This window comes from Aliiglaciecola litoralis, from assembly GCF_039523355.1.
Taxonomy (GTDB): domain Bacteria; phylum Pseudomonadota; class Gammaproteobacteria; order Enterobacterales; family Alteromonadaceae; genus Aliiglaciecola; species Aliiglaciecola litoralis.
The window spans coordinates 264,118-290,151 of record NZ_BAAAFD010000005.1 but is presented as its reverse complement, the minus strand read 5'-3'; the positions used below and the strand labels follow the sequence as shown (position 1 = coordinate 290,151).

Below are 26,034 nucleotides of genomic sequence, written 5' to 3'. Positions count from 1 at the left end.
CGACTATTTGATTCTTCTTTATCGGCAAAAAGTAAAAAAAGTGAAATACCCGGAAATACGTCTATTATTCACTTCATTCAATCCCATTCAGTTTGAAAGTGAGGTTCTTTTAAACACTTAGCTTGATTCACAAATTTTATGCCCAGGCAGATAATCTCTGGTTGCTGTTTTACCCAGCAATTGCCAGTAAAGCGAAGGGCTCATACCATCACCTGGACGCTTCACAGTAACATTTTCTGAACTAAAAATATCACCCCGTTTTATATCCGATTTGCACACAAGACTCTTTCTCGCATGTTGTTGATTTTGCAATTCCGCGTCAAATGGCTTTTTGACTCCATCGCCCAAAGCCAACTCTATAGCGCGTATAGCATTCACCATGGTAGTTAGCTCCGCAGGATCTAAAGAGGCTTTGTGATCTGGACCCGACATATTTTTATCAAGGGTGAAATGTTTCTCAATCACCTGAGCGTCCCTCGCTACGGCTGCGATAGAAACTGCAATACCTTCCGAATGATCCGAGTAACCGACCGCTAAGTCAAAGGTATCTCGCAGGGTGTCCATTGCTCTTAAGTTTATATCGCCCATCGGAGCGGGATACTCAGTAGTGCAATGCAATACCGTCACTTTTTGCTTTAATAGACGCTGCCCCTCAGATGAATTAAATGCCTCATTAAACGCCTTTATACAGGGTTGTTGATCATCACTGTAAGTTAAGCCAAAGGCCAGCACAGCTAACGCTTGTTGCACTTCTTGCAACGTTGACATGCCAGTTGAAATGATGAGATCACAACCGGTGCGGGCATGCTCAAGTAGAAAAGGTCCGTTGGTAATTTCACCTGATGCGATCTTCAAGGTGTTTAAATTAAGCTCATCAACCAAAAAGCACAAACTACTGGAATCAAACGCTGAGGATAAAAACTCAATTCCGATCTTCTGACAATATTGTTGCAGCTCAATGTGGGATGCACGACTCAATTCCAATCGTTGCAGCATGGCTAACTGGGTTTCGACTCGTTGCGTATTGCGCGCTTGGTAATCACATTGTTGCGCTTCTGCAGTGACTAGATCGGTAGCAGTAAAGGTTTGAAACTTCACCGCATCTGCGCCAGCTTTTTTTGCCGCGTCGATAAGCTTATAGGCTAGTGCTATGTCGCCGTTATGATTTACTCCTGCTTCCGCAATTATCTTTACTGCCATTAGCCCAAATCCTCATTTACGGGTAAATCGTAAAACTGTTTTACGCTTAACATGGTCAAATTCATCGTCTGTATTTTATTCACTATTTTGTTTGCCACATTACCAGAACCATAAGGATTGTGTGCATGCTGACAGATTTCTGTGAACTCTGGACTGATAGCACGCTGGATAGCCTGTTCGATTGCCGCTGTGCTGTCCTTACAATGAATCACAGTTGCCGCACTTTCTCTGCCTTGCTGGCGGTTGCCAATGTCAACGGTAGGCTTGTGCAAACTGGGAACTTCAATTACACCACTGGACGAGTTACCGATAACTGCTTTACAGTGCTTTACACTGCTGAGATAGCGCTGTTGTCCCAGTGACTGCACTAACACCACCCTATCGGGTTGGGCGCTTTGATATTGCTGATACAGTTCGATTAGGGCTTTGGCACCACTGTCGGCATTGGGATAGGTGATTAATAATCTCACCTCTGGAAAATTATCCAACGCTTGCAACAGATTGATCAATGCTTGTTGACCGTTATCCGCAGCCAAGGTTTCGGGATGGTAGGTGACTACAAAGTAGTTTTCTCCTAGCTCAAAACCCAGTGATTTGGACAATTCAGACAAACTAAGCAGCGATGATTTATGAATATTGTCTAGACCCGGTGCGCCAACATTAAACACCGTGTCAGGCTGTTCGCCAAGCTGAATGATCCGCTGCCGGTGTTTCTCTGTGGAAGCGAAATGCAAATGCGCCAGTTTGCTTATCGCATGTCGAATTGAGTCGTCCATTGCCCCTTGGGTTATCTCACCACCGTGGATATGAGCAATGGGTATACGGGCTAACATTGCCGCTTGAGCTACCGCCAATGCTTCGTATCTGTCTCCTAGTAAAATTAGCAGGTCAGGCTGGTGCTGAGCAAAGGCCTTAGCACTGCCAATCAACGCTTGTCCCATTGAGGTGGCAATCCCTTGGGTGTCGTCAGTGGATGCAAGAAAATCGAGACGCTCCATAATGTCAAAGCCATCTTCTTCAATTTGCGTCACCGTATAACCGAAATCATGGGATAAATGGGTACCACCGACATACAGCTGCAATTGCATATCTGCGCACATGTCTAACTCTTTTATGATCCAATACAGCAGACCATATTCAGCTCTAGTACCTGTAAATACCGCAATTTTACGCATGATTAGATGTCTTCATTTGAGCCTAAATGTTGTATATCGAGGTTTTGTACTTAGCCAAATTCTCTGGTTGGCTAAACCAATTAATGGTTTCTTGTAACCCTTGACGCAAATCATATTGATGCGCTAGCCCGGTCAACTCCGTCATTTTAGAATTATCCGCCCATAACCTAAACACTTCAGAGCCCGCAGGACGCAGCCGTTGTTGATCGAGTAACAGCTCCACATCACTGCCCATCAACTGTTTAATCAGCTTCACCGTATCCAATATTGAAATTTCGGTGTTAGAGCCAATGTTGACCGTTTCACCAATGGCATTTGGACAAGTGGCAAGAGCAAGGAAACCACGACAGGTATCGGTGACAAAATTAAAGTCACGTGTGGGTGACACATCTCCTAGATTAATACTCTCTACACCACTGGCTATTTGCCCAATAATGGTCGGGATTACCGCGCGGGCAGATTGTCTAGGTCCATAGGTATTAAAAGGTCTGGCGATGGTCAATGGCATTTCAAATGCGTTAAAATAACTCATGGCCATGGCATCAGCGGCTATTTTAGATGCACTATAAGGCGATTGCGCTTGCAGCGGATGTTTTTCATCAATAGGCACATATTGAGCCGTGCCGTAGACTTCACTGGTTGAGGTATGAATAACACGCTCAACGCCAGCATCTAAGGCAGCCTGACAAATATTAAGCGTACCTTTGACGTTGGTGTCTACATAACTATCAGGTGCAACATAAGAATACGGAATGGCAATTAATGACGCCAAATGAAAAACCAGTTGGCAGTCTTTTACGATTTCTCGGCAAAAATGCGGATCACGCACATCACCCAATACCACTTCGACCTCACTCAAGGCGTCAATGTCTTCCAACCAACCCCAGCTATTGAAAGAGTTGTATTGCGCGAGTGCTTTCACCTGATAGCCGCTTTTAACCAATAGCTCGGTTATATGAGACCCAATAAAGCCATCCGCTCCGGTGACCAATACTTTTTTATTACTCGTTGTCAAAGCCTTGCCCTATTTTATAGAAAAGCAGTTTAATTTGATCCTAATCCAACTATGTCGTGTGTGACGTTGCAACCGATGAGTTCACAGTCACTGATTGCATTGGTTCGATGAGGTTCATCCGCAGTTTATAATAATCATAAATGAGTTCGAATATATCTAAAATACTAAGATGACTACTTCGTGACATCCTTAATTGAGCGTCACTGGTAAAACACTCAGTGTTAAATCGATGCGCATCGACCGTTATGCCAGTCTGAAATTTTGCGACATACCACAAGGCTGCTGAGAAAAAGCTACTTAACACCGATGGCGGCAACGAAGATTGCAGTAAATATTGCTCTACCGAAAGTTGAGTTTTAACCAAGATCACCCCATCGTTATCCTGCAGCTCTTCAAGGTAGCTTCCATCTTCACGAGGATGTGCCAAATATTGAAAATCCATACCCGAATAAAATTGCCGAACGGCCTTAACATGGGCAACATAGGAATCTTGCGTAATATAGCCATACTTTGCCAATGGCTGGCCTAAAAAGAGCACTTGATTAGGATTGGTTTTTGGATGGTGCGTCGCAATTTGACTCATCGGGTTTGCAACCACCTTGAATTGTTCGCAAGACTCAAAATCAAAAGCGGTAAATAGATCATATTTCACTGGCGTGAGTTGCCAAAGTCCGTATTTCTTTTTTACCTTCTCTATTGCCTGTTGACGAGTTGGTGACGAGCTTTGGGTAATATCAAAATATTTACCGGTGTGCTTTAAGCTCTCTACAGTTTGGATAATGCCAGTACCATCATCCATCAAATAGGTGCATGGATGCTGCAAGCTATTCACGATATCTATAAAAATGTACAGGCGTGAATCGGAAAAAAACACCAAATCAAACGCTTGCTCCTTTAACCAAGGAATATGCTTCGCATAGCCCTGAGTACACCCCTCTAAATCAAAATCATTTCTCTCACAGAATAGGCTGTTGGCATTAACCGGCAAGGCTGCGATCATCATTTGCGCCCACTTTGCATTGTGCTTACTGGTTACCACTAAAAAAGTAGGATGGGTGATACCAAATTTAATAATAGCTTCACGGGCATTATGAATATGCAGCGGACTTTGCACCATGAAAAGTGCTTTACTATTGGTCATTTGCACGGCCATTTACACGACTGTTTTGCGCTTGTTGTGAGTGGGTAATGTCAGTAGCAGTAAAGCTGGCTTGCTGAATATCGGCAAAATCAACGCTTTGCAGGTTTGCATAATCACTTAACTGAATATCTTTCTTAGGGGTTTTCCAGTCGCCGTACTGAAAGGTTAAATAGGCTTCATGATCAAGTGGCACAGGGACTTTCTGGCCGCGCCAGTCAATGGTGTTAACACCCGCGAAGTGCGCTTGTGGCGCGAACCACATACCTAGGCTTGGCATATGTACCGATTTACCATCGGTGTTTTGCCGAAAACTGAAAGAAGAGGTGAATTCAATTAATTCGCCTTTTGGATCGTTAAACTTGAGTAGTAACCCGGAAATATTATTATGACTATCCGCTACTTTTTCCAACTTCCAGATAACCCCAAATTGTGTTTCAGCGACAAACTCCTGCAGTAATTTTTCTACCTGTTCACTGGCCTCAATGGGGGCGGCAAAATCAATATCGTCATCCCACTCAATAATGTCGTTATCTCGCGTGATCCCCAGCAAAGTGCCAAAATCAATGACAATAGGCACTTGCTTAGCAAGCGCAAGTGACGATATAGCCGTCACTATGTCTCGCCCTAAACACATTGTTTTTGGGTGTTCGAATGGGGTGATTTTTTTAAACTGATTTTTCTCAGGAAGAATGACCTTGTCGGCTGCTACGCCAAGCTCGTTGAGCAGTTGATGTTGCACTTCCATGGCCCATTGAGTAGAGATCACAATCTCATCAAACTGCAATTCACTCACGCGCTCTGGGGCATGAATGGGTAAGCCTTCAAACTCAGTCCCATGTTTGTTCTTGTCATTATCCAGAAACCCAACAAAATCTCTTGAGCCAAGGTTATTTTCCATATATTGACGAGAACCTTGCCCAGCGCCAAAAAGTAACGTTTGCGTTTTCATATTATCAGTCCCCCGCTCTCACGCTTTTGCGCCTTGCAGTATGTCCATCACCTTAATGTCTTCAACATCAACTACAAAGTTTCCGGCTCGACTTGGATCCAGTGTTATATTGAGTTGGCTGGTTAGGGTTTTCCAATCGACAAACCGTTCAAGTTCACTAGGCAAGTCTAAGGATTCAAGTAACTGTGCCACCTTAACGGCCAAATCTGCGCTCAAGTTGAGTTTGTCGCTGCCAAATGTGTTTAGAATGCTCAGCAAGGTAAAACTGCACGCCAGTCCATGCGGGACGCCGAATTGCAAGGTGACCGGATAGGACATCGCATGTGCAAGCGCGGTTTTAGTAATCGATATTGCTATACCTGCGCAAGTTGCTGCCACTTGCAGGTTCTTTCTAGCAACCAAATCCGAAGGATCGACTAACGCCAAGGGCAAATTGTCGCACACCAGATTAATCGCCAAAACAGCATAAACACTGCTTTGCTCAGTATTGTTCACATTCCATTGTGACTCCAGTGCATGAGAAAGCGCATCCAATGCCGGATAGAGGGTTTGTTCAACCGATAGCGACAAGGTTAACGACGGATCCAGTAAAGCAACGTTGGGACGGATCCCATACAGTGAATACTTCCTAGCGATATCACTTTGCCACACTGTCGCAAAGGGGGTAACTTCCGCGCCTGTGCCTGAGGTTGTTGGCACCGCAATCAAGTTAAGCTTGTTTTCAACACTAGCCACTGACAACAAATCATCTAATGATAAAGTTGGATGACTCAACAAAGCACAAAATATTTTGGCGGCATCGATGACACTGCCGCCCCCAAGGGCAATAACGTGGGTAATCTTGCTTTGCATAAAACGCGTAACATGGCTGCTTAAATGTGCCTTTTCAGGATTAGGCGTCACCTGATCAAACACGTGAACTCTCGTTGAACCAAGAGTGTCAACCACTTGCTTAACTAAACCTCGTTGCGAAAAACTTTGACTGGTGATTAACAGAATATTGCCTGTTGCTGCAAGCTCAGGTAGAGCCGATAAAAAATCGTCGCATTCAATGATTTTCACATCGGAAAACTGCTCAAATGCGCGGTTCATTAGCGACTCCCAACATGTTGCATAAAGGCTAATTTGTTCTCTATTGGCGTGCTCGTAGGTCGGCCAAGATCCGCCCGCGAGCCAATCGCAATTTTCACTTCAAGTAGAATAGGCCCAGTTTGGCTAAGCACTTCATTCATGCACTTGCTTAACCCCGCCTCCGTTGCCGCACAATCATAATGTTGATAGCCGCTAGCCAATGCAATCTGTTGAATGTCTATTTCTCCGGCGACAGTGGGCTGACCTCCAACCGACTCGTGACTTTGATTATTCAGCACTATATGGACTAAATTGGTTGGTCCGTGACAACCGATAATCGGCAATGCCCCCATATGCATTAGCATCGAGCCGTCGCCATCGATGGCAATGACTCTGCGCTGGGGTTTAGTTAATGCCACTCCCATTGCGATAGAAGAGGTATGTCCCATACCACCTACAGTCAAAAAGTCATTAGCCGGTTGCTGGCGAGATTGTCTTATCTCGAACACTTCCCTTGAGGTTTTTCCGGTGGTTGAGACCACAATGTCGGACTTATCCAAACTCGCTAATATTATCGATAAGGCCTGTTCACGCCCCAAAGGTGCAATAGGGTCCGTTGCCATTTGGGTTTGGTATTTTGCGAAGGTGTTTTTCTTGACCAGAAGCGCAACAGGTCGAGAACCATCAAGCATTTTCTGCAATAACGAGGGCAATATCGATTCTAATGAAGAGTCGGCATCTAAGATCACGTAGGGTATATCCAATAACTCAAGTTGTTGTGCGGTTATTTGGCCTTGCTTGACATGCTGCGGCTCGTCTTTGACATCGGGTTCGCCACGCCACCCCACGACTAACAACATGGGAATACTATAAACTTGCGGGTCGGTTAACGACGTTAATGGATTAATGGCATTACCCAGCCCGGAGTTTTGCATATAAGCCACTGCTGGCGCCCCACTGCCAAGGTAATGTCCTGCCGCAAGGGCAATAGCATTGCCTTCATTGGCAGTGATAACGTGTTGCTGTGACGGCAGATTATCGTCTATGTAGGCACATAGGTTTTTCAATAGTGAATCTGGCACCCCACAATAAAATTCGATTTTGTGTTGCGCCAGCGTGTCGCAAAAGTGTTTAGCTTCAATCACTATTTACCGCCTGGGATCAATTCTAAAATCTGTTTGATCGGCATCATGTTTTCATCCACTTCAGCGGAGCGACCATGCTGAAGTATTGATTGAGCGGTGTTAACCATGGCTGGATACGCACTGCGCAATAGCTGATTAGCATAGATGACCACGTTAACCCCCTTGGCCTGTAATTCTTGTTCGTACACAGAATTATAACTGGATGGCACAACCACTAAGGTTTTTCGATTTGGCAGTTGGCTGTATCGATCGCAGAACTCAAATATTTCATCTGGGCTTTTGTTTCTACTGTGGATCATAATGCCATCTGCCCCTGCATCTAAAAATGCCTCAGCCCTTTCCAGCGCATGCTCAATACTTTGACCTAAAATTAAACTTTCGATACGCGCAATGATCATGAAATCATTTGTGGCCTGCGCATTTTTGCCCGCTTTAATTTTTAAACTAAAGTTTTCAATACTGTCTTGGGTTTGCTCAACGTCAGTACCAAACAGCGAGTTTTTCTTAAGACCTGTCTTGTCTTCAATGATGACCGCTGACACGCCAAGACGCTCTAGCGTCTTCACCGTAAACACAAAGTGCTCGGTTTTGCCGCCAGTATCACCGTCATAAATAATCGGTTTGGTGGTAACTTCTAACACTTCATTGAGCGTCGCCATTCTCGAAGAAACATCGACTGCCTCAATATCTGGTTTTCCTTTAGCCGTGGAGTCAGTCAAGCTACTTCCCCACATACCATCGAACTCTTTGACTCCGCTTTCAGTGGTGACTTTGGTGTTTTCGATAATCAGCCCAGATAACGCATTGTGAATATCTAAAAAACGCAGCATAGGTTTAGCTGCGAGCAGACGTTTCAATGATTTCAATCGTATTTGTGGTGTAGTACCAATTTCCTTCATTGCATTGTGCAATTGCGTGGAGGAGATCCCTTGGGTGTATGAGACCTCAACCAACTCGCCGCCCCATTGCTTTAAGCAATCAATAACACGTTGCCGGGTTTTTCGTTGCACACCCACTCGCCAATCATCACCATGCACCACGTAATCGGGCTTGATTCGCTCTAAGTTAGGCACGTAATCGAGGGTTGATTGAGTCACGACCGTATGCACACCTTTGATGTTTTCGATCACTTGTTTACGTTGCTCAAACTCCATAAAAGGAACTCTTTTATAACTGGCAATCGCTTGATCCGTTAGCAAACCCACGGTTACCTGCCCTAATTTGGCGGCCTCTTTGATGATATTCAAATGGCCTGGATGGACAAGATCAGCACTCATTCCCACGTAAACTACTTTTGACATTATTTATTGATTCCGTAACTCATTATTAAATTTAAAAGACATTACCCCTTGCCTTAGCAAATTGTGACTTGGCGGGTAAGTTGGGTCTGAAGTTGATATCCATCCCAGTCGGTGGAAAAATCCAGCGCCTGCCCTACAGGCACTATTCTATCTATTCCTGATATCGACGGTAGACTTAAAATCTTTAGCAGTTCAAGTTTGTCCACGCCCCAGTAACTGAGGGTTTGCAGCTTGCCGATGTCATCTAAAAGGAGGTCTTGATAGCGCTCAATTTGACGTATATAAAATACGTTTTCACCAGCATGCCAATCTATCAATTGTTTAGTCATTCTCGCCACAGAAACAGCACAAATATGTTGCTGCATCAGGACTCTTGCGCTTTCATCCGCGCTCATTACCATCTGTAAGTTCACTAACTGATTGTTTTTACGAGTAATTGAACTGGTTTCTTGGCTGGTTAGCTTATTTATCTCATCAAGCAACCGATGTAACTGCGACTCGTCACCTTTGTAATACACAATCCTCGGCGATGAGCAGGCTTGTTGTTGATAGGGCGCTGCATCTTTAAATAATTTAGTCGCCAACTTAGCTAACTCAGTCGGATTTGATGTTGCGCTCAAATCTAGCACGGTTGCCGAAAATCGATCTGCAAAGCTAATGTCTCGACATCGCGGTTTACAAGCTTCATTACGGATGGCATTAACACTGTCATCGCCGCCCCAGATAACCCGAGCATCGGCCAGCAGTGAAAGCTGTGCACTTAAGCTTGATTGTTTAGGATAACTTACAAACCCGTTTCGTTGGGCAATTTCTCTATGTTGTGGTTGCGCGAACAACTGGTTTATCAGCTCTAATAGTGCGCTGCGAAGCTCGCTTTCGTTTGACGCCACTCTGACGATATTATTGTTGCCACACAATAATGAGCAAACCCAGCTGTAGACAAACATGGTGTCTACATTGGCAGGTGTGAAATGCACGACCAATCCTAATGGCTTGGTGATCACATAAGCTGTGTTCAGGTCAGACGGTGGATTTTGATTCAACGGTTCAAATAAGCTTAACAGATTGCGTTTACGTAACCAGAACCCTAATGCCACCAATTCAGGGTACGCTTTATACTGCGGGTCTTTAAGCAGGCCCTCAGATAAGTCATGCAAAAAACTCAAACTTTGACTGTTCATCGGTAACAGTGGCGCAAGGGTGACAAAACCGCTGTCCGCAAAGGTCGCGGTGTTGAGCGTCATGTTGCTGGGCGCTAAAATAGTCATGTTATCCATCAACAATTCACTCCGGTGCAAAACATCGCGTTTGCTAAATAATGATCAGGCGCTATGAGTATCACTGCAACCTCGCACTTCTGTTTTGGGTAGTCGTCCTTGAATAGTAAAATAATGTCCTTGCCGACCGCACTGACAATCATCTGTGCCTATTAAAGTGCCTAAGTCTTCGGTCAAAATACTGTGCCCGGGATAACTTGTAGGCAACACAGACAACACTTGCACTAAACCCGATTGGCCAATAGGTGCGACCTCTAAGGTAAAGGGATCACGAATAATCACATCTGCAAATACGGGCGCGTGCAAATACCCCTGTTCGCACTCCATAAATACCGAACCGACTTGCTCTGCCATGCCATAAAAATTATAACAGCGTTCAACGCCCGTTGTTTGAGCTAATAGATGTTTAAACTGGTGATTATCAACACGCTGACCTTCCAACTTTTTCCAACCACCGGAATGCAGTAAAACACCGTGGTTAAAGCGTACTGTTTTGGCTTGTTGTTTTAACCCTTGAATAAAATACAACCACACCATAAAGGTAAAGCCAAATATCAGTACCGGTTGGTCTTGGTATTTTTGATGAAAAGCGTCAATCGCGCTCCAGTTAAGCTGCATATTGTCGTCTAACGCATAGGTATGATCACGCCCAAAAAACGATAAACCTTGGATCCCTGCACCTCGCGCACTGAAAAGCGATTTATCTTTTAGTACTGCGGGGCTATCTATAATCAGCATAGGTAGTCGCTGTTTACCTAAGGTTTCTTGTAGCACCTTGACCAAAACTTTGCTTTGCCTACCACTGGTCGCCTTGTCTAAGAAAATACTGGCAGGTCTTTGACTGGTGGTGCCTGATGACTGTAAAACTTTAAACACATCTTGTTGAGGAACGCTGCTTAAACTCAATTGCTTAAACAGACGCACGGCTAAGTAAGGCAGATCAGCCAAAGCGTTCACTGTGCCATTCGCTTGCTGCATGATATTGGCATAGGCCAAACAATGCGTTTGATGATGCTGATGCAACAGGTTAAAAATCGGTAACAATGCCTGTTGTTTATTTTTTTGCGGCACTTGATACACTGACGTTTGCAGCAAGTTATCAAATGCCAGTTGAAACTGTTCAAGCTGAGTCTGATCTTTAATCATCTATTGAGACCTCTGCCAGTTGTGACAATGCAGCATAATCCATCTTACCATTGGCATTGGCCGGAAAAGTGGTTAACGGCAGCACCTGCACTTTAGTAGGGTGAAGGCCAAGGTGTTGGTGTAACCAAGCTTTGATCTCTTGTATTAGGTTTACGTCTCGTTGGCCATTGATCACGCCAACCAATAAGTTATTATCATTACCGGTACACTTAGCGTTAAAACCTGCTTTTTGCAGTAAACGCTCGGAATCATCCAAATCGAGGCGTTGCCCCGCCAATTTTAAAAATCGTGATTTTCGGCCATTAATAAAGTAATCACCTTGACGATTTCTATAGCCCAAATCGCCGGTAGCTAGCCATTTAGGCTGTTTATTTTCTAGCGATGCCAAGTCCGTTATATCTTGTCGACAACTCACATAGCCCAACATCACATTGGGTCCTTTGTAATAAAGCTCGCCTTGTGTATCGGCGTCATCGATTTGGATGCCACTTTGTGCGACTAATTTAAACTCGCCATCGGGGATGGGCTGACCGATAGACTCAGGGATGTCGAGCACTTTATCGGGCGCTAAGTAAGACATTCTAGCGGTAGCTTCGGTTTGCCCATACATAACGAAAAATTGTTTGTCATTTTTTGCTGCATAGTTGGCCAGTGCAACTACATGTTCAGCAGCTAATTTGCCACCGGCTTGAGTGAAATAACGTAAATGTGGCAATTTTTTTTGAGTGAATCTCAGTCTCAGTAACAACTCATAACTAAAGGGCACACCGGCAAAACTAGCAATATGATGTTCGTCAAACAATTGCCAGTATTCTCGCGAAACAGGACTTGCATTACTAAATACACAGCAAGCCCCTTGGTTAAGGTGACTGTTTATCACCGATAATCCATAAGAGTAGTGAAACGGCAATGCACACAAAGTCACATCGGTTGTTTTAATGGGTAAATAGCGACAGATGGATTGCGCATTAGCATTGAGGTTTTCCTTGCTTAACGCCACGTGCTTGGCACTACCGGTGGAGCCCGATGTTGATAACAACACGCCCACATTGCCCAAGGTATTTGGCGTTGGCAGTGGATCTACTAGCTCTAACCTAAGCTGTTGCGCCGCCTCACAATGGGCGATCATGGCCGGTCTAAACTGCTCAACTAAGCGCGTTAAATCAGCCTCTTTAATGTTGGGATCAAGCAACACCGCGCAATGTTGTGACTCTAAGGTCGCCAAATACACCACCAAGGTGGACAGTCCGTTATAGGCTTTGATAAACACCAACTGTCCAGCATCACCGATGCTATGTTGTATTTGCGATTTTGTGTCTTGTTGAGCTTGTGCTAATTGCGCATACGTTATCGACAGATTGCCTTCGATAGCGGCAATTTGCTGATTAAAACGGGATAAGTTTTGAAAAAACATCAGTTAAAGACTCAACCCGCCATCGACTGCAATTATCTGGCCGCTTATAAAACTAGCCTGTTGAGATAATAAAAAGCAGATGACATGGGCAACCTCTTGCGCTTGTCCAGCTCGACCTAAAGCGCTGTTAGTCACAATCTGTTGGCGTGACTCACCTTGATAGCTGCTGGTCATAGCGGTGTCGATAAATCCTGGCGCCACGGCATTTACGCGAATGCCTAAGGATCCTAGTTCTTTGCTTAGCGATTTAGTCAGGCCTGATAAGGCTGCTTTACTGGTGGCATAAGCACTCTGCCCCACGCTGCCCTGTTCGCCCACAGCAGAGCACAAATTAACAATGCTGCCACAGCGCTGCTTGGTCATCAGTCGAGTCGCCAACTGAGCATGCTGATAAGCAGCTACGGTATTGGTGTTGAGTTGGTGCTGCAAGTCTGACAAGCGCGTCATAGCAAAACCCGCATCTAGCATGACGCCAGCGCAATTAACCAAACCATCAAGCTTACCCGAATTTTGCATTATCTGAGAAAAGGCCTGTTTTACCGCCACTTCATCGGTGATGTCGTAAGCTAACACTGAGGACTTTTCAATTTGCAGGTGCAATTCTTGTAACGCTTCTGAATTTCGCCCAGCTATATACACAAATGCGCCTTGTTTGGCGCATTCTAGTGCAGTGGCATAACCAATACCGCTTGAGGCACCGGTAATTAAAATGATTTTATCGTTAAGCATCAAATTCAATATCGTATTTGGCTAGTATCTCTTTGGCTTTCGCTACTGAGCCCATGTCTATTATATCGTCCGTATCTAGCATCACTTTAAACTGGTCTTCTAACTCGGCAATCAAGATCATATGCGCAGTTGAGTCCCACTGCGGGATCGTATTGTAGGTGAGATCTTGCGTTACCATAGCCGCTTCGATGCCAAGGCTTGTGGAAAATGCATTGATCAGTATTTGTTCATTCTTCATCTTTGTTACTCTGTTGCTTATACTGAAATTTATGTCACCAACAAGCGGTTGACTCGCTTTTATGTTCTGGGCGTGCGTGACAATAACGATTTAAGTGTTTTGCTATGCGCTTGATAATCATCGAAATTCAATTCAATTTCAATTAAATCACCTTGCTTGACGATTTTATAACCGAGTTTTTGATTGTACTTGAGTGCAGCGTGATTGTCCGACTTCACTACCGCCACCAGTTTTTGACAACCGAGTTGCTCGAAACAATAGTCTATGATGAGTAATGACGGTGAAAAAGCGACTATATTGTTGCGATACGTCGGGTCTGAAATGTACAATCCAGGCTCAATCACAGTCGCGTTTTCAATAGTTTCACCTACCAAACGCGCTTTTATATTCAGCGAGCCAATTGCGCGCTCTTTGTATTCGATGATGAAGTGTTGCTGACTGGTATCACGCTGAATCTTTTTAAACCAAGCCTGCTGCTGCTCTTTGCTGATATCCGCTTGTGACAACATGAATTGACTGACACTGGGATCATTTCGCCATTGCCGTAAACGCTCTAAATCGTCTTCACCAATCGGGCGCAGCGTTACTTGATAACCTTTGAGGGTGGCAGCCTTATTGGCTTGTGTGGAGTTCGTATTGTTAATGTCAGGCATCTGCAAGCGCCTTTAATAACGTGTTGAGCACTCGTTGGGCACCGTCAACGTCTGCCGTATTTAGTGCGTTTTGATGCCATTGTTGTAAATTTAGCTCACTTGACCAAAGCACATGAACCTGAGCAACCAATTGGTCGATAAGTCGTTGAGTCGCCTCTGGAGTAGCCAGGGCACGGCAGTCATACCAACAGCACCAATCTTGATTTACTGCCTCTAGCGTTGCGTTGAGTTGATTGTCCGCCACCACTATAAGCACACAGGGACAACCACAAGCTTGCAGTTCGAATTGACTGCCACCTGCCGCCGCTATCGTCAACCGAGCTTGTTGCATTTGTTTCGCCATGGCTTGGCAATCATGCAAATGTTGAATACATAACGAACTATCTTGGGCAAAGTCACTGATTTGTTCTACTTGCTGGTTTGCAGCCCCAGTTACGACCGTCAACTTGCCGTTAAAGCCACTTTGCTCAAGTGAACGTAATAGCGGTAGGGTTAACCCCAGAGGATCACTGCCACCTAAGGTTACAAGTAATTCGTCGCGCTGCGCGAAAGGTGAAGTTTGGCTTGTGCTAAACTCGCTTCGCATCACCCGATACGATTCGCCTAAGCACAAAGTCGCGTTTGGATTGCTGTGCTCATATCCTAACTTTGCGGCATTGCCTGCCCCGTTGATGATGATATCTGCCCATAATTGCCCTGTGCTATTGGTATCATCAAAACAGAGCACCACTAATCCAAGGCTTTTTAACGCTTTTCGATAACCTTGGGTAAAATGATAGCCGTCAACCACAATCGCATGTATCTGCTGTCGCTGACAAAACTCGGCAATCTTGGCTAATTCTGCTAACTCAGTTAAATGCTTGTCGATAGGATAAAGAGCGCCAACCCAATCAGCTCGACTTTCACACAAGGCTAGCGCTTCTGGGTTTACCCAAAAATGACTGCTCATGCCTTGTGATTGCATTCGTTGGGCCAAGGCCAGACAACGCATAAGATGACCTAAACCGTCTTTAGCGCCAGCGTTGACCCGAAAAAGTGTATTGTATGTCATGACTAGGCTTGCACGTAGTTATTCAAACAAATGCCACGCAAGAGGCGTTCCTGCTGACACGTCCTGTTTGGCTGTCTTGCCAAGTACGTTATCCCAATGTTTGGGCAATAATCCACTGGCAGGTCTGACTATTTTAAGATTTTCTGTGCTCAGCACGTCGCCCTTTTTGATAGACTGACTGACGTAGATTGAACGTCGATAATGTTTTGATTTTTCTTCAGCTTGAGTGCCACCATAACAGACCTGCCCGATTGCTTGATGTGCTCGCTGGGTCTCAGCCACCAGCTGCTTCAACTCTTCTGGTTCCAGTGAGAACGCCGCATCGACGCCACCGGCGTTCCGGTCTAACACAAAATGTTTTTCAACCACAGTTGCGCCAAGCGCCACAGCAGCTACTGACACTCCCACGCCAGCGGTGTGATCAGACAACCCCACTTGGGTTGCAAAAGCAGATCGCAAATGGCTGATAGTGGCTAGATTAGTATTCTCAGGTGATGCCGGATAGGTACTGGTGCACTTAAGTAGAATAATCTCTTGGCAACCGGCGTTGCGAGCGGTGTTTACGGCGTCTTCAATTTCACTCAAGGTTGCCATGCCGGTAGACATAATAAGCGGCTTTCCGGTACTGGCGGCTTTGCGAATAAGCGGAATATCCGTTAGCTCGAACGAGGCTATCTTAAAACAGGGCACATTTAATGAGCTTAGGAAATCGACGGCATCTTCATCAAACGGACTGCTAAAGGCTAGCATACCCAGTTGATGTGCCCGCTCAAACAGCGGGGCATGCCACTCATAAGGCGTTGCCGCTTTGGCATAAAGGGCATGTAACGACTCGCCATGCCACAAGCTATCTTTTTCTTGGATTACAAAATCACGGCTGTCTACATCCAAGGTCATGCTATCGGCGGTGTAGGTTTGTAACTTGATCGCATGCGCACCCGCTGCTGCCGCGGCTTCCACCATGGCAACGGCCAACTCAAAATTTTGACTATGATTGCCACTGAGTTCAGCGATGATAAACGGCGGATGGGAAGTGCCGATGTGATACTTTCCTATCTTGATATCTTGCATATTAGTGCTGCTCAAAAATGGAGGCAATGCTGTCCGCTAAATCATTCGGCAATGGATGCTCTAACGACTCATCGGCTGAGTAATCAGGCATTAGAATGCGCGGATCCAATTGCATTGGGATCAACAAGGTTGGCGTGCTCACACCATTTGCTAAGGCAAACACCGCATTGGCAAAACAGACACAAATATCACACTGGGCAAGGGTTTCAAGACGCTGTGAAATGGCCTGAGTTTCGTTGTCGATAAAGACGCTAAAACCTCTACTTTCTAGTTCCTTTTGCAACTCATCTTGGTGTAAATACGGCATATTTTGATCAGATAAGGCGATATACACAGCGGTCTTTTGCACTGCTGCGACATTACGCTTTTTGTCTAGCAGTTGATTGTTATATTCTAATCCTGAAAAGCCGCAACAGTTGACCAGATAGAATTCCGGATAACCGTTGTCTGGCAACACATTGCCTGTCCACCACTGTGAGTGCCACTTATACATGCTAAAGAAGGTACTCAGCATGTATTGCTGGGCGTTATTAACATACTCGGGTTGCAAACTCTGATTTTGAATCTGGTCGATCAAGGTTTGCAATGGCACGCTCAAGTAATTCCCAACCACTGGCTCTCCGGCATCTTTAAGAAAGCGAGCTAGAAAATTGGGCATAAACGCGGTGTCGAGATTAATAATTTGATCAAAACCTATTTCAATGATCTGTTCAGCTAAACCAAGAAAGGCTTCAAGCGCCTTTAAAATATGATCTGGCCATAGATCTTGAGGCAAGCCAATTAATTTCACCTCTGGCTCGGCAAGTGAAATTAACTCTTTTCCTTGACCATGAGTTAAGCAATACACTTCTGACTCAGGGTTGTTGGCTTTTATGTGTCGTAAAGCAGGAATGCCAATACTGGCGACGTCGCCTAATTCAAGCATCCGTATGACTAATATTTTACTCATTGCGTAAACCTCTTACGTAAGCTTGATACATTAATTCTGCACGATACCAATCTTCGGGTGTATCGATATCTTGGACCAAATGTCGAGGTAACACGACCGGCACGCTGTGCTTGGAAAAAATGCCTTTTTTGGTTAGATAGTCGTCGGTGCGGCCCCAATAAAATTGGCCCGCATCATGATAGGCTTCCTCTAAATCTTGAGAGCGTTTAAAGATGTCACGAGGAAACATGGGCGAAACATCACCATCGACAATATTAATGGCCCGTTGAATTGGAAATGCAAAACTAGTGACTGAAAATGAAAATGATTTGCTCGGATCATTTTTTAGCACCGTTAGGCCGTCTTGCAAATATTGCGCTTGTAAAAAAGGCGCCGTGGCATAAATACAACAACAAAACTCAGGCTTTTCGAAATGCTCGATACAATATTGAATAGCATGACTGGTCACCGGCCGCGTGCCAATAACATCATTAGACAAATCTTCTGGGCGCAAAAAAGGCACTTCCGCGCCATACATTTTGGCGATATCGGCTACTTCTTGCGAATCGGTTGATACCCAAACCTTATCAAATAGTCCGGATTCTTGCGCCGCTTGGATCGAGTATGCAATCAACGGTTTTCCCGCAAACTCTTTGATATTTTTTGCTGGGATACGTTTACTTCCCCCCCGCGCTGGAATAATTGCCAAATTCAAGCCAGTACCTCGTTTAATGCTTGGATAACTCTATCTTGTTCATCGGCCGTCATGGTGGGAAATAAAGGCACAGTGAGTGCATTTTGGTAAAACTGCTCTGCATTGGGGAAATCGCCGAGTTTAAATCCTAGGCGTTGGTAATAAGGATGTAGGTGCACCGGGATATAATGAACGTTTACGCCAATGCCTTTTTCATGCAAACGAAGATAGGTTTGTTTGCGCTCGTGTTGAGTTAATTCGATCATGTACAGGTGCCAAGCACTGTCTTTTAAATTGCTATGTTGTGGCAATCTTAGCGGCAAATCTGCCAGCGCTTGATTATATCGAGCAGCTAACTGCTGGCGTTGAGTAATAAAGTGATCAAGCTTACTTAGTTGTGATTTTCCCAGCGCTGCATGTAAGTCACTCATGCGATAATTATAACCAAGCTCCAGCTGTTGGTAGTACCAAGGCCCTTCGGAATCGCCTTCCATCAACTCAGGATCTCGTGTTACCCCATGCTTGGCGAACAATTTAATTTTAGTGTCGAGCTGTTTTTGATTAGTCAGAACGGCGCCACCTTCGGCGGTGGTGATCGACTTTACCGGATGAAAACTCAATACCGCGATATCACTGAATTCACAGCTGCCAATTTTACCCTTTAAATAACGACCGCCTAATCCATGCGCCGCATCTTCCACTAATTTGACACCGTATTTTTGCGTTAGAGTTGAGACTTCTTTCATGTCGCAACTCAATCCAGAAAAGTGCACTACAATCAACACCTTAGGCAGAGCGTTGTGTGCCGATGCATAGGCCAACTTTTCTTCCAGCGCGGTGACACTGATATTGCGCGTTAGCGGATCAATATCGACAAAGTCAATTTTAGCGCCGCAATATCTAGCACAGTTAGCGCTTGCAACAAACGAGTTGGGCACTGTCCAGACTAGATCGTTTTGCTCAACACCAAGGGCTAGACAAGCCACATGCAAACCAGAGGTCGCACTATTCACTGCGGTAGCATATTGCGCCCCAGTATAGTCTTGCAACGCAGCTTCGAATTCGGGTACCGCACTCCCCTGTGTGAGGAATTGGTTTTGCAGCACATCGATAACCGCTGCAATGTCATTATCATCGACATGATGTTTGCCGTAGGGAATAGGCTTAAAATTTGATGTCACCATCTGACCCTATAAGGTTTCTTTGTCTAAAGCTTTTAACTCTTCGACGTCGAGGAAATGCGGATTAGTTCCTGAATTATATTCAAACTTATCCGTCACGGGCTTGCCACGCTCGCCAAGTTTATTGCAACGATAGTCGATGGTTTTATCGAAAAATTTAATTGCTGGCGTTATCACGTAATGATCGTCGAATTCTAACGAATGATGCGCCATTTCTTCTGGCACCATGACTTCATGGAGTTTTTCGCCAGGGCGAATACCGATAATTTCGTAGTCTCGTTTTCCACTAATGGATTCAACCAAATCTAAGATCCGAATCGACGGGATTTTGGGTACAAATATCTCGCCACCATACATCCGTTGAAAATTGGTAATAACAAACTGAACGCCTTCATCTAAGGTGATCCAAAAACGCGTCATTTCATCATGGGTGACGGGTAAGCAAGTTCGGCCTTCGGCAAGTAGCTTACGATAAAAAGGCACCACTGAGCCACGCGACCCTACCACATTACCGTACCGTACAACGGCAAATCTCGGTCCTGATGCACCTGAAATATTATTAGCGGCCACAAACAGTTTATCGGATGCTAATTTGGTCGCACCATACAAATTTACTGGGTTAGCGGCTTTATCCGTTGACAATGCGATGACACGACTCACGTTAGTTTCGATAGCCGCATCAATGACATTTTGTGCACCATTTATATTGGTTTTAATACATTCATTGGGGTTATATTCGGCAGCGGGAACTTGCTTCAACGCAGCAGCATGGATAACGTAATCCACATCTTTCATAGCCGATTTTAAGCGTTCTTTGTCTCTGACATCACCGAGAAAATAGCGCATGCACGGTGCATCAAACTGCTGTTGCATTTCAAATTGCTTAAGCTCATCTCTGGAGTAAATGATGAGTTTCTTCGGCGTATCATTCTTAAGAAGGTGAGAAACAAATCGCTTGCCAAAAGAACCTGTACCACCAGTGATTAACACACTTTTATTATTAAACATCATTTGCCACCGTTAAAAATAGGTAGGATTGTAACAACTGTTGAAAATTCGTCGTTCGATGCGCAATCGTCAAACAGTTTGAGTTACTGAAAATTTTGAAATTCGCAAGCACGGACACTTTCCTTTTGGTTGTCACAAGCGTCAAAAGTTCGCCATTGTTAATGGCCTGACTTACGTAAAGCAAATTTCCAGCCAAAACCTTAAGTTTTTATTTTTACGTTACTTTTAAAAGAAAATAAATAGCTAGGTTGATAATTTACTTGTATTTATTCACTGCTTTTTGACCTTTGAGCAAACCGCTAAGTTGTTTTAAAGACGCACTAAGTTGATGCTCAATCAATGACGACAGCTTCTTATTGCTCTTTAATTCCAATTCAGCGAATTGCTTTTTAGCATCGTCTTGTAACGTAGTGAGGTGCTCTAAAATGAAGGTATCACGTTGGGTGATGAGTTGTTTAAGCTTTTCATCATCTAGTGAGTCGGCTTTTAACACCGACTCTAACTGGCTGTTTATCTCGGCGAGGTCATCTGGAGTATGGGCATGATGTAAGTTAAGTTTTTTCACACTACCGCTTGACGTTTTTGCCTCTGCGCTTCATAAGCTTGTTGCTTAGCATCTTCAGGGATGCCGGCCCAGGCAGTTTTAATGGGTAACAACAGATTAATCACTTCGTCCATGATGTTCAAGTCATTCTGAATATTGGCATCGGTAATGCGACTAATCATGTACTCATATAAAGAGTAGAGATTTTCACTGAATTCACCGCCTACTTCACGATCTAGGGTGTCTCTTAAATTCATCAATATGGCCGCTGCGCGCGACAAATGCTCGGCTTTACCTTCGAAATCTTTTCTTTCGATACAGCCTTTGCCATAGGCCAAACGATCCAATGCCCCTTGCATCAACATCAAGGTGATTTTATGCGGATCAGCAGAGGCAACATCTTGTTTTAGGTTGCCTTTTTTATATGCGTTTATGCCTTTCAATGCCATAGTTACAACTCCTTACTATCCGCCTAACGATGCGAGTAATGCATTTCCTGTTGAATTAAGTCTTGCCACTGTTTGGTCAAGATTAAGGTATTTATCTCGTAAAATTTGTTCGAAGCTCATCATCCGCAATTCAAATTGTTCACGTTCATCTGACAACTGATCTTTTTCATCTTTTACTGAACGTTCTCTTGTAGAAAGCAAACCACTAAAGGTCGTGTACTCTTTCGTGTATGCATATAAACGCGACGCAATCCCTTCATCTTTATCGGTAAATAGCGATGCTATGTCATCAAAGTTTTCCTCTAATGCCTCTTTTAAGCGATCTTCACCGCTGCCAATACCAAACTCATCGGTAGCACTGATCTCAAGTTTGCCATCTTGGTTTAGTTCCACACCAATGGCAAAAAGCCCGCCTAACGCTGAAGAGCTGACATTAGAACCAATGATACTCGACAAGCCACTGGTGATACTTCTCGCCATAAAATCACCGGCTAAGGCTCCATCCTCTTCGAGCTCAGAAGTTCCGTATTTTGTCAGCGTATCAATCTCACTGGCTAAGGCATTGAAATTATCCACAAAGTCGCGGATTTTCTTATCCAATCCTTCAGTGTCAAAGCCGATTTTCAATTTAGACGTTTGAAAAGCCCCCAAGGCATCTTTAATAGACACCGTGCTGGCCTCAAAAGAGACGCTGGAAATGGTATTTTCAAATTTATTAGTGCTGGATTCTACCGCAATACCGTCGATGGTCGCTTGCGCGTTTTGGGCACTGGTAACAGGGGTCAAATAGGTATTAGTTTCCGTTGAATCGGTTGTTGATATACGATTCAAATCAGCAAGATCATCATTGTTAACAATGACCAAATCGTTACCATCTCCAGTGGTGGTTGAAGTGAAAACTAATTTAGCACCACCGTTGGCGGTACCGGTATCGATAATGCTGGCGTTAACCCCAAAGTTATTCTCGTTGCTATTAATATCATTAGCAAGCTGCTGCAAAGTTCGACCCGCAGTCACATTAACGTTAAAGCTGTCGCCTGTGTTGTCAATTTTAAAGGTAAGTGAACCTGAACCTGACGAAAGTACTGAGTCACTGCTGCTAGTGAAGCCACCATCAACAGCATTAGCCGTTTCAATTCGGCTACCGCTGGCGAGTCTGGTTATTGCAATTTGATACTGAGCTTTTACCGCACTATTAGATGCTTCAGCGGTAAAGGGCTCGGTATTTTCATCCGGATTGCTAATGGTCGGTTCGCGACCTTGGAGATTATTATCGCTGCGCAGTTCGTCGACAGAATCGAGAAAGTCACTCATTTTCGATTTAAGTTGCCCTATACCGGAAATTTGTGCGTCCAGCGATTCTTCTTTTTTATCGAAACGATTCTGTTTTGGCTCACGTTCAGCTGCAATCAGCTGAGTGACTAAATCATCTAAGGCAAGTCCTGAGCCTACGCCGAGAGATTGAATTGTCATAATGAACCTCTTAATTAAGTTACGCTTGGTTGTTGAACAGCACTCCTACTACGTTTCCTACGTCAGATTGGAGCTCTTTGATTCTTTCCGACAGTGCCAGCACTTCCTCGGATGGTATTTGTCGAATCACCTCTCCCGATTCAGAATCTGTTACCTTGACCACTTGTCGTTCACTCTTTTCATCAACTGAAAACGACAATTGGCGATTGGTTGCCTGCAAGAAATCACTGATCTCACTAACCGCTTTTTCAATGTTTAACGAATTACTATTTCGTGGTGTATTGTTATCGGCCGATTCTTGCCTTTCTTGACTATCTTCTGCCGCTTTTTCCTCAGGTTTTTGAGTAGACAACGTGTCTTGTTCTTTCACCTGTATAGAATCTACCGCAAACCTATCTTGCTGAGCAATATTCTGGCCAATTTGTGAAAAATTAACGTCCATCTTTCACCTCCATAAATAATGATCAGCCACTAACTGTCACAGTATAGTGGCATTATCATTGTTAGACTAACTTACTTAGATGGAATTACTATCCAAGTAGCGACAACGCCGATTGTGGACGCTGGTTAGCTTGACTTAATACCGACAATGACGCCTGCTGAATGATCTGGTTTTTAGTCAGTTCTGCAGTTTCAGTTGCGAAGTCAGTATCTCTGATACGTGAGCGCGCACCGGAGATATTTTCAGATATATTGCTCAAGTTACGGATAGTAGATTGGAAACGGTTTTGCAGCGCACCCAAATCTGCTCGTGCTGCTCCAACTGTCGATATAGCTTGATCAATTGAAGTTAGCGCGCCAGATGCGCCGGCGATTGTAGCAACAGTCAATGAACCTATGTTTAATCCCGAAGAACCATAACCACCGCTACGAGACAAGTTAACTGAAATAGTTTGCCCGCCATTAGCTCCTACAAGGAAGGCTGCAGAGAAACTACCGGTAAGAATATCAACCCCAGCGAACTGTGAATCGGTAGAGATACGCGAAATTTCAGTTTTCAGTGCTGAGACTTCTTTTTGCAGTGCCAAGCGGTCAGCAGACGTATTGATACCGTTTTGCGATTGTACAGCCAATGTACGGATACGCTGCAATGAGTTAGTCACCTCACCCAATGCACCCTCGGCAGTTTGCGTTAACGAGATTGCATCATTAGCGTTACGTACCGCTTGATTCAAGCCCTGTACCTGTGTGGTTAATCGATCTGAAATTTGCAAACCAGCCGCATCATCTGCAGCGCGGTTGATACGAAAACCAGATGACAATCTTTCGAACGATGTACTTAATGCCTGCCCAGAACTAAACAACTGACGTTGCGCGTTCAAAGAAGACACATTGGTGTTTACAAATAAACCCATATTTACCTCCTGAGAATCACCAAACTACTAAACAATTGGTAATTCGCCTCAATGTCGACTCAATTCAGTTACCTGAATTAAGCCACCTCACTTTTTCTAAGAGCAGGTACCTCTACCACGCCCTTAAATTAAAAATCCTGCAAGCAGAATTCCCCTCAACTAAAGTTATCGACAACATCTTGAGTATCTTTAGTTTTTTTTAGGTTTTTTTTACAACTATTTTTTGATCGAGTTAAGTGTTTGATTTATTTGATATTTTCAATTAAAGGAAAAAGGTTTGATGAAGCACGGACTAAAAAAGTACGGAATTTGAGCTTAGCGTTTTAGTAAAGAAAGGGATCAGCTGGATGTCGGATTTAGCTGTAAGGCGATTATTTTAGTTTTTTATTCAACATTTTCACATTGTGGCATAGCAGTTGCTTTTAATATCGCAAGAACGTGAGTCACATAGGTGACGTCGGATTTCTGGCACTGATACATAAAAAAAGGCCAGATCAAATGATCTGGCCAACTTGCTCACGTTAGGAGTACGAGCAAATACTGTTTCTGTCCGGCTGGCAGGGTTAGAGAATGAATACTGGCCTCTCAACCAAACTTCTACACTCTCAGTCCTGTTAGTCGGCTTTTTCTTTTGGTGATGTGTACCATCACCGCCAGGTCTATCCTTGACAAAGCCTAGCGAGCTTCCTTATCGCCACGGGTGGCCTCTCAGTTCCTACCCTCTTTCAATTTTAAAATTCTATCCACCTAGCAGCTGTAATGCCGCTTGGGGTCTTTGGTTTGCTTGAGATAAAACCGTTAAGTTGGCCTGCTGAATAATTTGCGCGCGGGTCAAACTTGCCGTTTCAGTGGCAAAATCTGTATCGCGAATACGTGATCTTGCCGCTGACACATTCTCAGAGATATTACTTAAGTTACGAATAGTGGATTGGAAACGATTTTGAATCGCACCTAGATCGGCTCTTTTGGCATCAATAATCGAAATTGCTTGGGAAATGCGTCCCATGGTAGCGGATGCTTGAGACTCAGTTAAAACCGAAATTAACGCACCATTAAACAAACCGGATGTACCGTAACCACCAGGTCTGGAGATATTGACGCTGATAGTTTGCCCGGCGTTTGCTCCAACCAGAAATTGCGCGGAATAAAAGCCATCAAGAATGTTGACTCCTCCAAATTGGCTGTAGCTAGCAATTCTACTGATTTCGAGCTTTAAAGCCGACACTTCTTTTTGCAGTGCCACCCGGTCAGCGGAGTTATTAATACCGTTTTGGGATTGCACCGCTAAGACCCGGATCCGTTGCAATGATGCGGTCGTTTCCGCTAATGCGCCCTCTGCTGTTTGGGCCAGAGAAATACCATCATTGGCGTTCCTGACAGCCATGTCTAAGCCGAGAATTTGCGTGGTGAGTCGATTGGATATTTGCAATCCTGCCGCATCATCTTTAGCACTGTTGATGCGAAACCCTGACGACAACCGTTCAAACGCCGTACTTAAATCGTTATTGGTGTTAATAAGTTGCCGCTTTGCATTAATTGACGAAATATTCGTGTTCACAAATAATGACATGGCACACGCTCCTATTCTTATACTAAATCGTTGATATTATTTAGTTTTACTATAGGTAAATTGCTTAGCTGGTCACTATTTAAACTTTGGCATGGTATATGCTTTGTTGATAGTGTCAGTCATTAATTTGACTGATTGTTTTGCTTAGCAATTTGCTTGCAAAGCTATACAAAAAGCGAGAGCGAAAGCTCAGGTCGGCGGGTGGAATTGATGGCCTAAACCTCAATACCTCTCACTACCTCCTGGCTTCTTTTCC

26 protein-coding genes are annotated in these 26,034 nt (G+C 44.3%); all 26 read right to left on the bottom strand.

The annotated features are described in order from the left end of the window. Positions 1-117 precede the first annotated feature (117 nt). Positions 118-1,200, bottom strand: a complete 1,083-nt coding sequence (gene neuB / locus ABD036_RS11145) for an N-acetylneuraminate synthase (RefSeq protein WP_343859885.1) — start codon at positions 1,198-1,200, stop codon at positions 118-120. Beyond that, positions 1,200-2,375, bottom strand: a complete 1,176-nt coding sequence (gene neuC / locus ABD036_RS11140; protein WP_343859882.1) for a UDP-N-acetylglucosamine 2-epimerase — start codon at positions 2,373-2,375, stop codon at positions 1,200-1,202. Before neuC ends, neuB begins: the two co-directional genes overlap by 1 nt. A gap of 22 nt (positions 2,376-2,397) precedes the next feature. Next, positions 2,398-3,390, bottom strand: coding sequence for an NAD-dependent 4,6-dehydratase LegB (locus tag ABD036_RS11135; RefSeq protein ID WP_343859879.1), 993 nt, complete (start codon positions 3,388-3,390; stop codon positions 2,398-2,400). A 49-nt stretch (positions 3,391-3,439) separates the two neighbouring features. Continuing rightward, positions 3,440-4,531, bottom strand: coding sequence for a polysialyltransferase family glycosyltransferase (locus tag ABD036_RS11130; protein ID WP_343859876.1), 1,092 nt, complete (start codon positions 4,529-4,531; stop codon positions 3,440-3,442). Further along, the gene (locus ABD036_RS11125) at positions 4,521-5,480 is read right to left on the bottom strand and encodes a nucleoside-diphosphate sugar epimerase/dehydratase (RefSeq protein WP_343859873.1); all 960 of its coding nucleotides are present in this window, start codon (positions 5,478-5,480) and stop codon (positions 4,521-4,523) included. Before ABD036_RS11125 ends, ABD036_RS11130 begins: the two co-directional genes overlap by 11 nt. Positions 5,481-5,498: 18 nt before the next feature. Beyond that, entirely contained in the window at positions 5,499-6,572 is a 1,074-nt protein-coding gene (locus ABD036_RS11120) for a phosphonoacetaldehyde reductase (RefSeq protein WP_343859870.1), read from the bottom strand. Then, the gene (aepY, locus tag ABD036_RS11115) at positions 6,572-7,696 is read right to left on the bottom strand and encodes a phosphonopyruvate decarboxylase (RefSeq protein ID WP_343859867.1); all 1,125 of its coding nucleotides are present in this window, start codon (positions 7,694-7,696) and stop codon (positions 6,572-6,574) included. The genes ABD036_RS11120 and aepY overlap by 1 nt, the downstream gene beginning before the upstream one ends. Continuing rightward, entirely contained in the window at positions 7,696-8,997 is a 1,302-nt protein-coding gene (gene aepX / locus ABD036_RS11110; RefSeq protein ID WP_343859864.1) for a phosphoenolpyruvate mutase, read from the bottom strand. Before aepX ends, aepY begins: the two co-directional genes overlap by 1 nt. Before the next feature lie 53 nt (positions 8,998-9,050). Next, on the bottom strand, positions 9,051-10,274 hold the full coding sequence (locus ABD036_RS11105; protein WP_343859861.1) for an acyl-CoA reductase: 1,224 nt from the start codon (positions 10,272-10,274) through the stop codon (positions 9,051-9,053). A 45-nt stretch (positions 10,275-10,319) separates the two neighbouring features. Then, positions 10,320-11,420, bottom strand: a complete 1,101-nt coding sequence (locus tag ABD036_RS11100) for a LuxE/PaaK family acyltransferase (protein WP_343859858.1) — start codon at positions 11,418-11,420, stop codon at positions 10,320-10,322. Beyond that, the gene (locus ABD036_RS11095) at positions 11,413-12,834 is read right to left on the bottom strand and encodes an AMP-binding protein (protein WP_343859855.1); all 1,422 of its coding nucleotides are present in this window, start codon (positions 12,832-12,834) and stop codon (positions 11,413-11,415) included. Before ABD036_RS11095 ends, ABD036_RS11100 begins: the two co-directional genes overlap by 8 nt. Positions 12,835-12,837: 3 nt before the next feature. Next, complete coding sequence (locus ABD036_RS11090; protein WP_343859852.1) at positions 12,838-13,563, bottom strand: SDR family NAD(P)-dependent oxidoreductase; 726 nt, start codon at positions 13,561-13,563, stop codon at positions 12,838-12,840. Next, positions 13,556-13,801, bottom strand: coding sequence for an acyl carrier protein (locus ABD036_RS11085; RefSeq protein ID WP_343859849.1), 246 nt, complete (start codon positions 13,799-13,801; stop codon positions 13,556-13,558). The genes ABD036_RS11090 and ABD036_RS11085 overlap by 8 nt, the downstream gene beginning before the upstream one ends. A gap of 59 nt (positions 13,802-13,860) precedes the next feature. Beyond that, positions 13,861-14,454 (bottom strand): GNAT family N-acetyltransferase, encoded by a 594-nt coding sequence (locus ABD036_RS11080; RefSeq protein WP_343859846.1) that lies wholly within the window; start codon positions 14,452-14,454, stop codon positions 13,861-13,863. Continuing rightward, positions 14,447-15,505 carry a UDP-2,4-diacetamido-2,4,6-trideoxy-beta-L-altropyranose hydrolase gene (gene pseG, locus ABD036_RS11075; RefSeq protein ID WP_343859844.1) on the bottom strand — a complete coding sequence of 353 codons (1,059 nt, stop codon included), beginning with the start codon at positions 15,503-15,505 and terminating at the stop codon, positions 14,447-14,449. The genes ABD036_RS11080 and pseG overlap by 8 nt, the downstream gene beginning before the upstream one ends. 18 nt (positions 15,506-15,523) lie before the next feature. Further along, positions 15,524-16,576, bottom strand: a complete 1,053-nt coding sequence (gene pseI / locus ABD036_RS11070) for a pseudaminic acid synthase (protein WP_343859842.1) — start codon at positions 16,574-16,576, stop codon at positions 15,524-15,526. 1 nt (position 16,577) lies between these two features. Beyond that, positions 16,578-17,525: a glycosyltransferase family 9 protein gene (locus ABD036_RS11065; protein WP_343859839.1), complete on the bottom strand. Its 948-nt coding sequence runs from the start codon at positions 17,523-17,525 to the stop codon at positions 16,578-16,580. Next, the gene (gene pseF / locus ABD036_RS11060) at positions 17,518-18,219 is read right to left on the bottom strand and encodes a pseudaminic acid cytidylyltransferase (RefSeq protein WP_343859837.1); all 702 of its coding nucleotides are present in this window, start codon (positions 18,217-18,219) and stop codon (positions 17,518-17,520) included. The genes ABD036_RS11065 and pseF overlap by 8 nt, the downstream gene beginning before the upstream one ends. Next, positions 18,216-19,379, bottom strand: a complete 1,164-nt coding sequence (pseC, locus tag ABD036_RS11055) for a UDP-4-amino-4,6-dideoxy-N-acetyl-beta-L-altrosamine transaminase (RefSeq protein ID WP_343859834.1) — start codon at positions 19,377-19,379, stop codon at positions 18,216-18,218. Before pseC ends, pseF begins: the two co-directional genes overlap by 4 nt. A gap of 9 nt (positions 19,380-19,388) precedes the next feature. Beyond that, complete coding sequence (gene pseB / locus ABD036_RS11050) at positions 19,389-20,387, bottom strand: UDP-N-acetylglucosamine 4,6-dehydratase (inverting) (protein ID WP_343859916.1); 999 nt, start codon at positions 20,385-20,387, stop codon at positions 19,389-19,391. A gap of 256 nt (positions 20,388-20,643) precedes the next feature. After that, positions 20,644-20,952 carry a hypothetical protein gene (locus ABD036_RS11045; RefSeq protein ID WP_343859832.1) on the bottom strand — a complete coding sequence of 103 codons (309 nt, stop codon included), beginning with the start codon at positions 20,950-20,952 and terminating at the stop codon, positions 20,644-20,646. Continuing rightward, the gene (gene fliS, locus ABD036_RS11040) at positions 20,949-21,380 is read right to left on the bottom strand and encodes a flagellar export chaperone FliS (RefSeq protein ID WP_343859830.1); all 432 of its coding nucleotides are present in this window, start codon (positions 21,378-21,380) and stop codon (positions 20,949-20,951) included. Before fliS ends, ABD036_RS11045 begins: the two co-directional genes overlap by 4 nt. Positions 21,381-21,395: 15 nt before the next feature. Continuing rightward, the gene (gene fliD / locus ABD036_RS11035) at positions 21,396-22,853 is read right to left on the bottom strand and encodes a flagellar filament capping protein FliD (RefSeq protein WP_343859828.1); all 1,458 of its coding nucleotides are present in this window, start codon (positions 22,851-22,853) and stop codon (positions 21,396-21,398) included. A 19-nt stretch (positions 22,854-22,872) separates the two neighbouring features. Next, the gene (locus tag ABD036_RS11030; protein WP_343859826.1) at positions 22,873-23,295 is read right to left on the bottom strand and encodes a flagellar protein FlaG; all 423 of its coding nucleotides are present in this window, start codon (positions 23,293-23,295) and stop codon (positions 22,873-22,875) included. A gap of 88 nt (positions 23,296-23,383) precedes the next feature. Continuing rightward, a complete protein-coding gene (locus ABD036_RS11025) occupies positions 23,384-24,208 on the bottom strand; it encodes a flagellin N-terminal helical domain-containing protein (RefSeq protein WP_343859823.1) in 825 nt (274 codons plus the stop codon). A 739-nt stretch (positions 24,209-24,947) separates the two neighbouring features. After that, positions 24,948-25,778, bottom strand: coding sequence for a flagellin N-terminal helical domain-containing protein (locus tag ABD036_RS11020; RefSeq protein ID WP_343859821.1), 831 nt, complete (start codon positions 25,776-25,778; stop codon positions 24,948-24,950). Between the last annotated feature and the right edge of the window lie 256 nt (positions 25,779-26,034).

Coding starts and splice junctions, on each gene's coding strand:
- aepX (WP_343859864.1), bottom strand. CDS start 8,997: ATGTCAAAAGTAGTTTACGTGGGAATGAGTGCTGATCTTGTCCATCCA.
- ABD036_RS11105 (WP_343859861.1), bottom strand. CDS start 10,274: ATGGATAACATGACTATTTTAGCGCCCAGCAACATGACGCTCAACACC.
- fliD (WP_343859828.1), bottom strand. CDS start 22,853: ATGACAATTCAATCTCTCGGCGTAGGCTCAGGACTTGCCTTAGATGAT.
- ABD036_RS11120 (WP_343859870.1), bottom strand. CDS start 6,572: ATGAACCGCGCATTTGAGCAGTTTTCCGATGTGAAAATCATTGAATGC.
- neuC (WP_343859882.1), bottom strand. CDS start 2,375: ATGCGTAAAATTGCGGTATTTACAGGTACTAGAGCTGAATATGGTCTG.
- pseI (WP_343859842.1), bottom strand. CDS start 16,576: ATGCAAGATATCAAGATAGGAAAGTATCACATCGGCACTTCCCATCCG.
- fliS (WP_343859830.1), bottom strand. CDS start 21,380: ATGGCATTGAAAGGCATAAACGCATATAAAAAAGGCAACCTAAAACAA.
- pseB (WP_343859916.1), bottom strand. CDS start 20,387: ATGTTTAATAATAAAAGTGTGTTAATCACTGGTGGTACAGGTTCTTTT.
- ABD036_RS11095 (WP_343859855.1), bottom strand. CDS start 12,834: ATGTTTTTTCAAAACTTATCCCGTTTTAATCAGCAAATTGCCGCTATC.
- ABD036_RS11030 (WP_343859826.1), bottom strand. CDS start 23,295: ATGGACGTTAATTTTTCACAAATTGGCCAGAATATTGCTCAGCAAGAT.
- neuB (WP_343859885.1), bottom strand. CDS start 1,200: ATGGCAGTAAAGATAATTGCGGAAGCAGGAGTAAATCATAACGGCGAC.
- ABD036_RS11085 (WP_343859849.1), bottom strand. CDS start 13,801: ATGAAGAATGAACAAATACTGATCAATGCATTTTCCACAAGCCTTGGC.
- ABD036_RS11130 (WP_343859876.1), bottom strand. CDS start 4,531: ATGACCAATAGTAAAGCACTTTTCATGGTGCAAAGTCCGCTGCATATT.
- ABD036_RS11020 (WP_343859821.1), bottom strand. CDS start 25,778: ATGTCATTATTTGTGAACACGAATATTTCGTCAATTAATGCAAAGCGG.
- ABD036_RS11125 (WP_343859873.1), bottom strand. CDS start 5,480: ATGAAAACGCAAACGTTACTTTTTGGCGCTGGGCAAGGTTCTCGTCAA.
- ABD036_RS11080 (WP_343859846.1), bottom strand. CDS start 14,454: ATGCCTGACATTAACAATACGAACTCCACACAAGCCAATAAGGCTGCC.
- ABD036_RS11025 (WP_343859823.1), bottom strand. CDS start 24,208: ATGGGTTTATTTGTAAACACCAATGTGTCTTCTTTGAACGCGCAACGT.
- ABD036_RS11090 (WP_343859852.1), bottom strand. CDS start 13,563: ATGCTTAACGATAAAATCATTTTAATTACCGGTGCCTCAAGCGGTATT.
- pseG (WP_343859844.1), bottom strand. CDS start 15,505: ATGACATACAATACACTTTTTCGGGTCAACGCTGGCGCTAAAGACGGT.
- ABD036_RS11065 (WP_343859839.1), bottom strand. CDS start 17,525: ATGAGTAAAATATTAGTCATACGGATGCTTGAATTAGGCGACGTCGCC.
- ABD036_RS11100 (WP_343859858.1), bottom strand. CDS start 11,420: ATGATTAAAGATCAGACTCAGCTTGAACAGTTTCAACTGGCATTTGAT.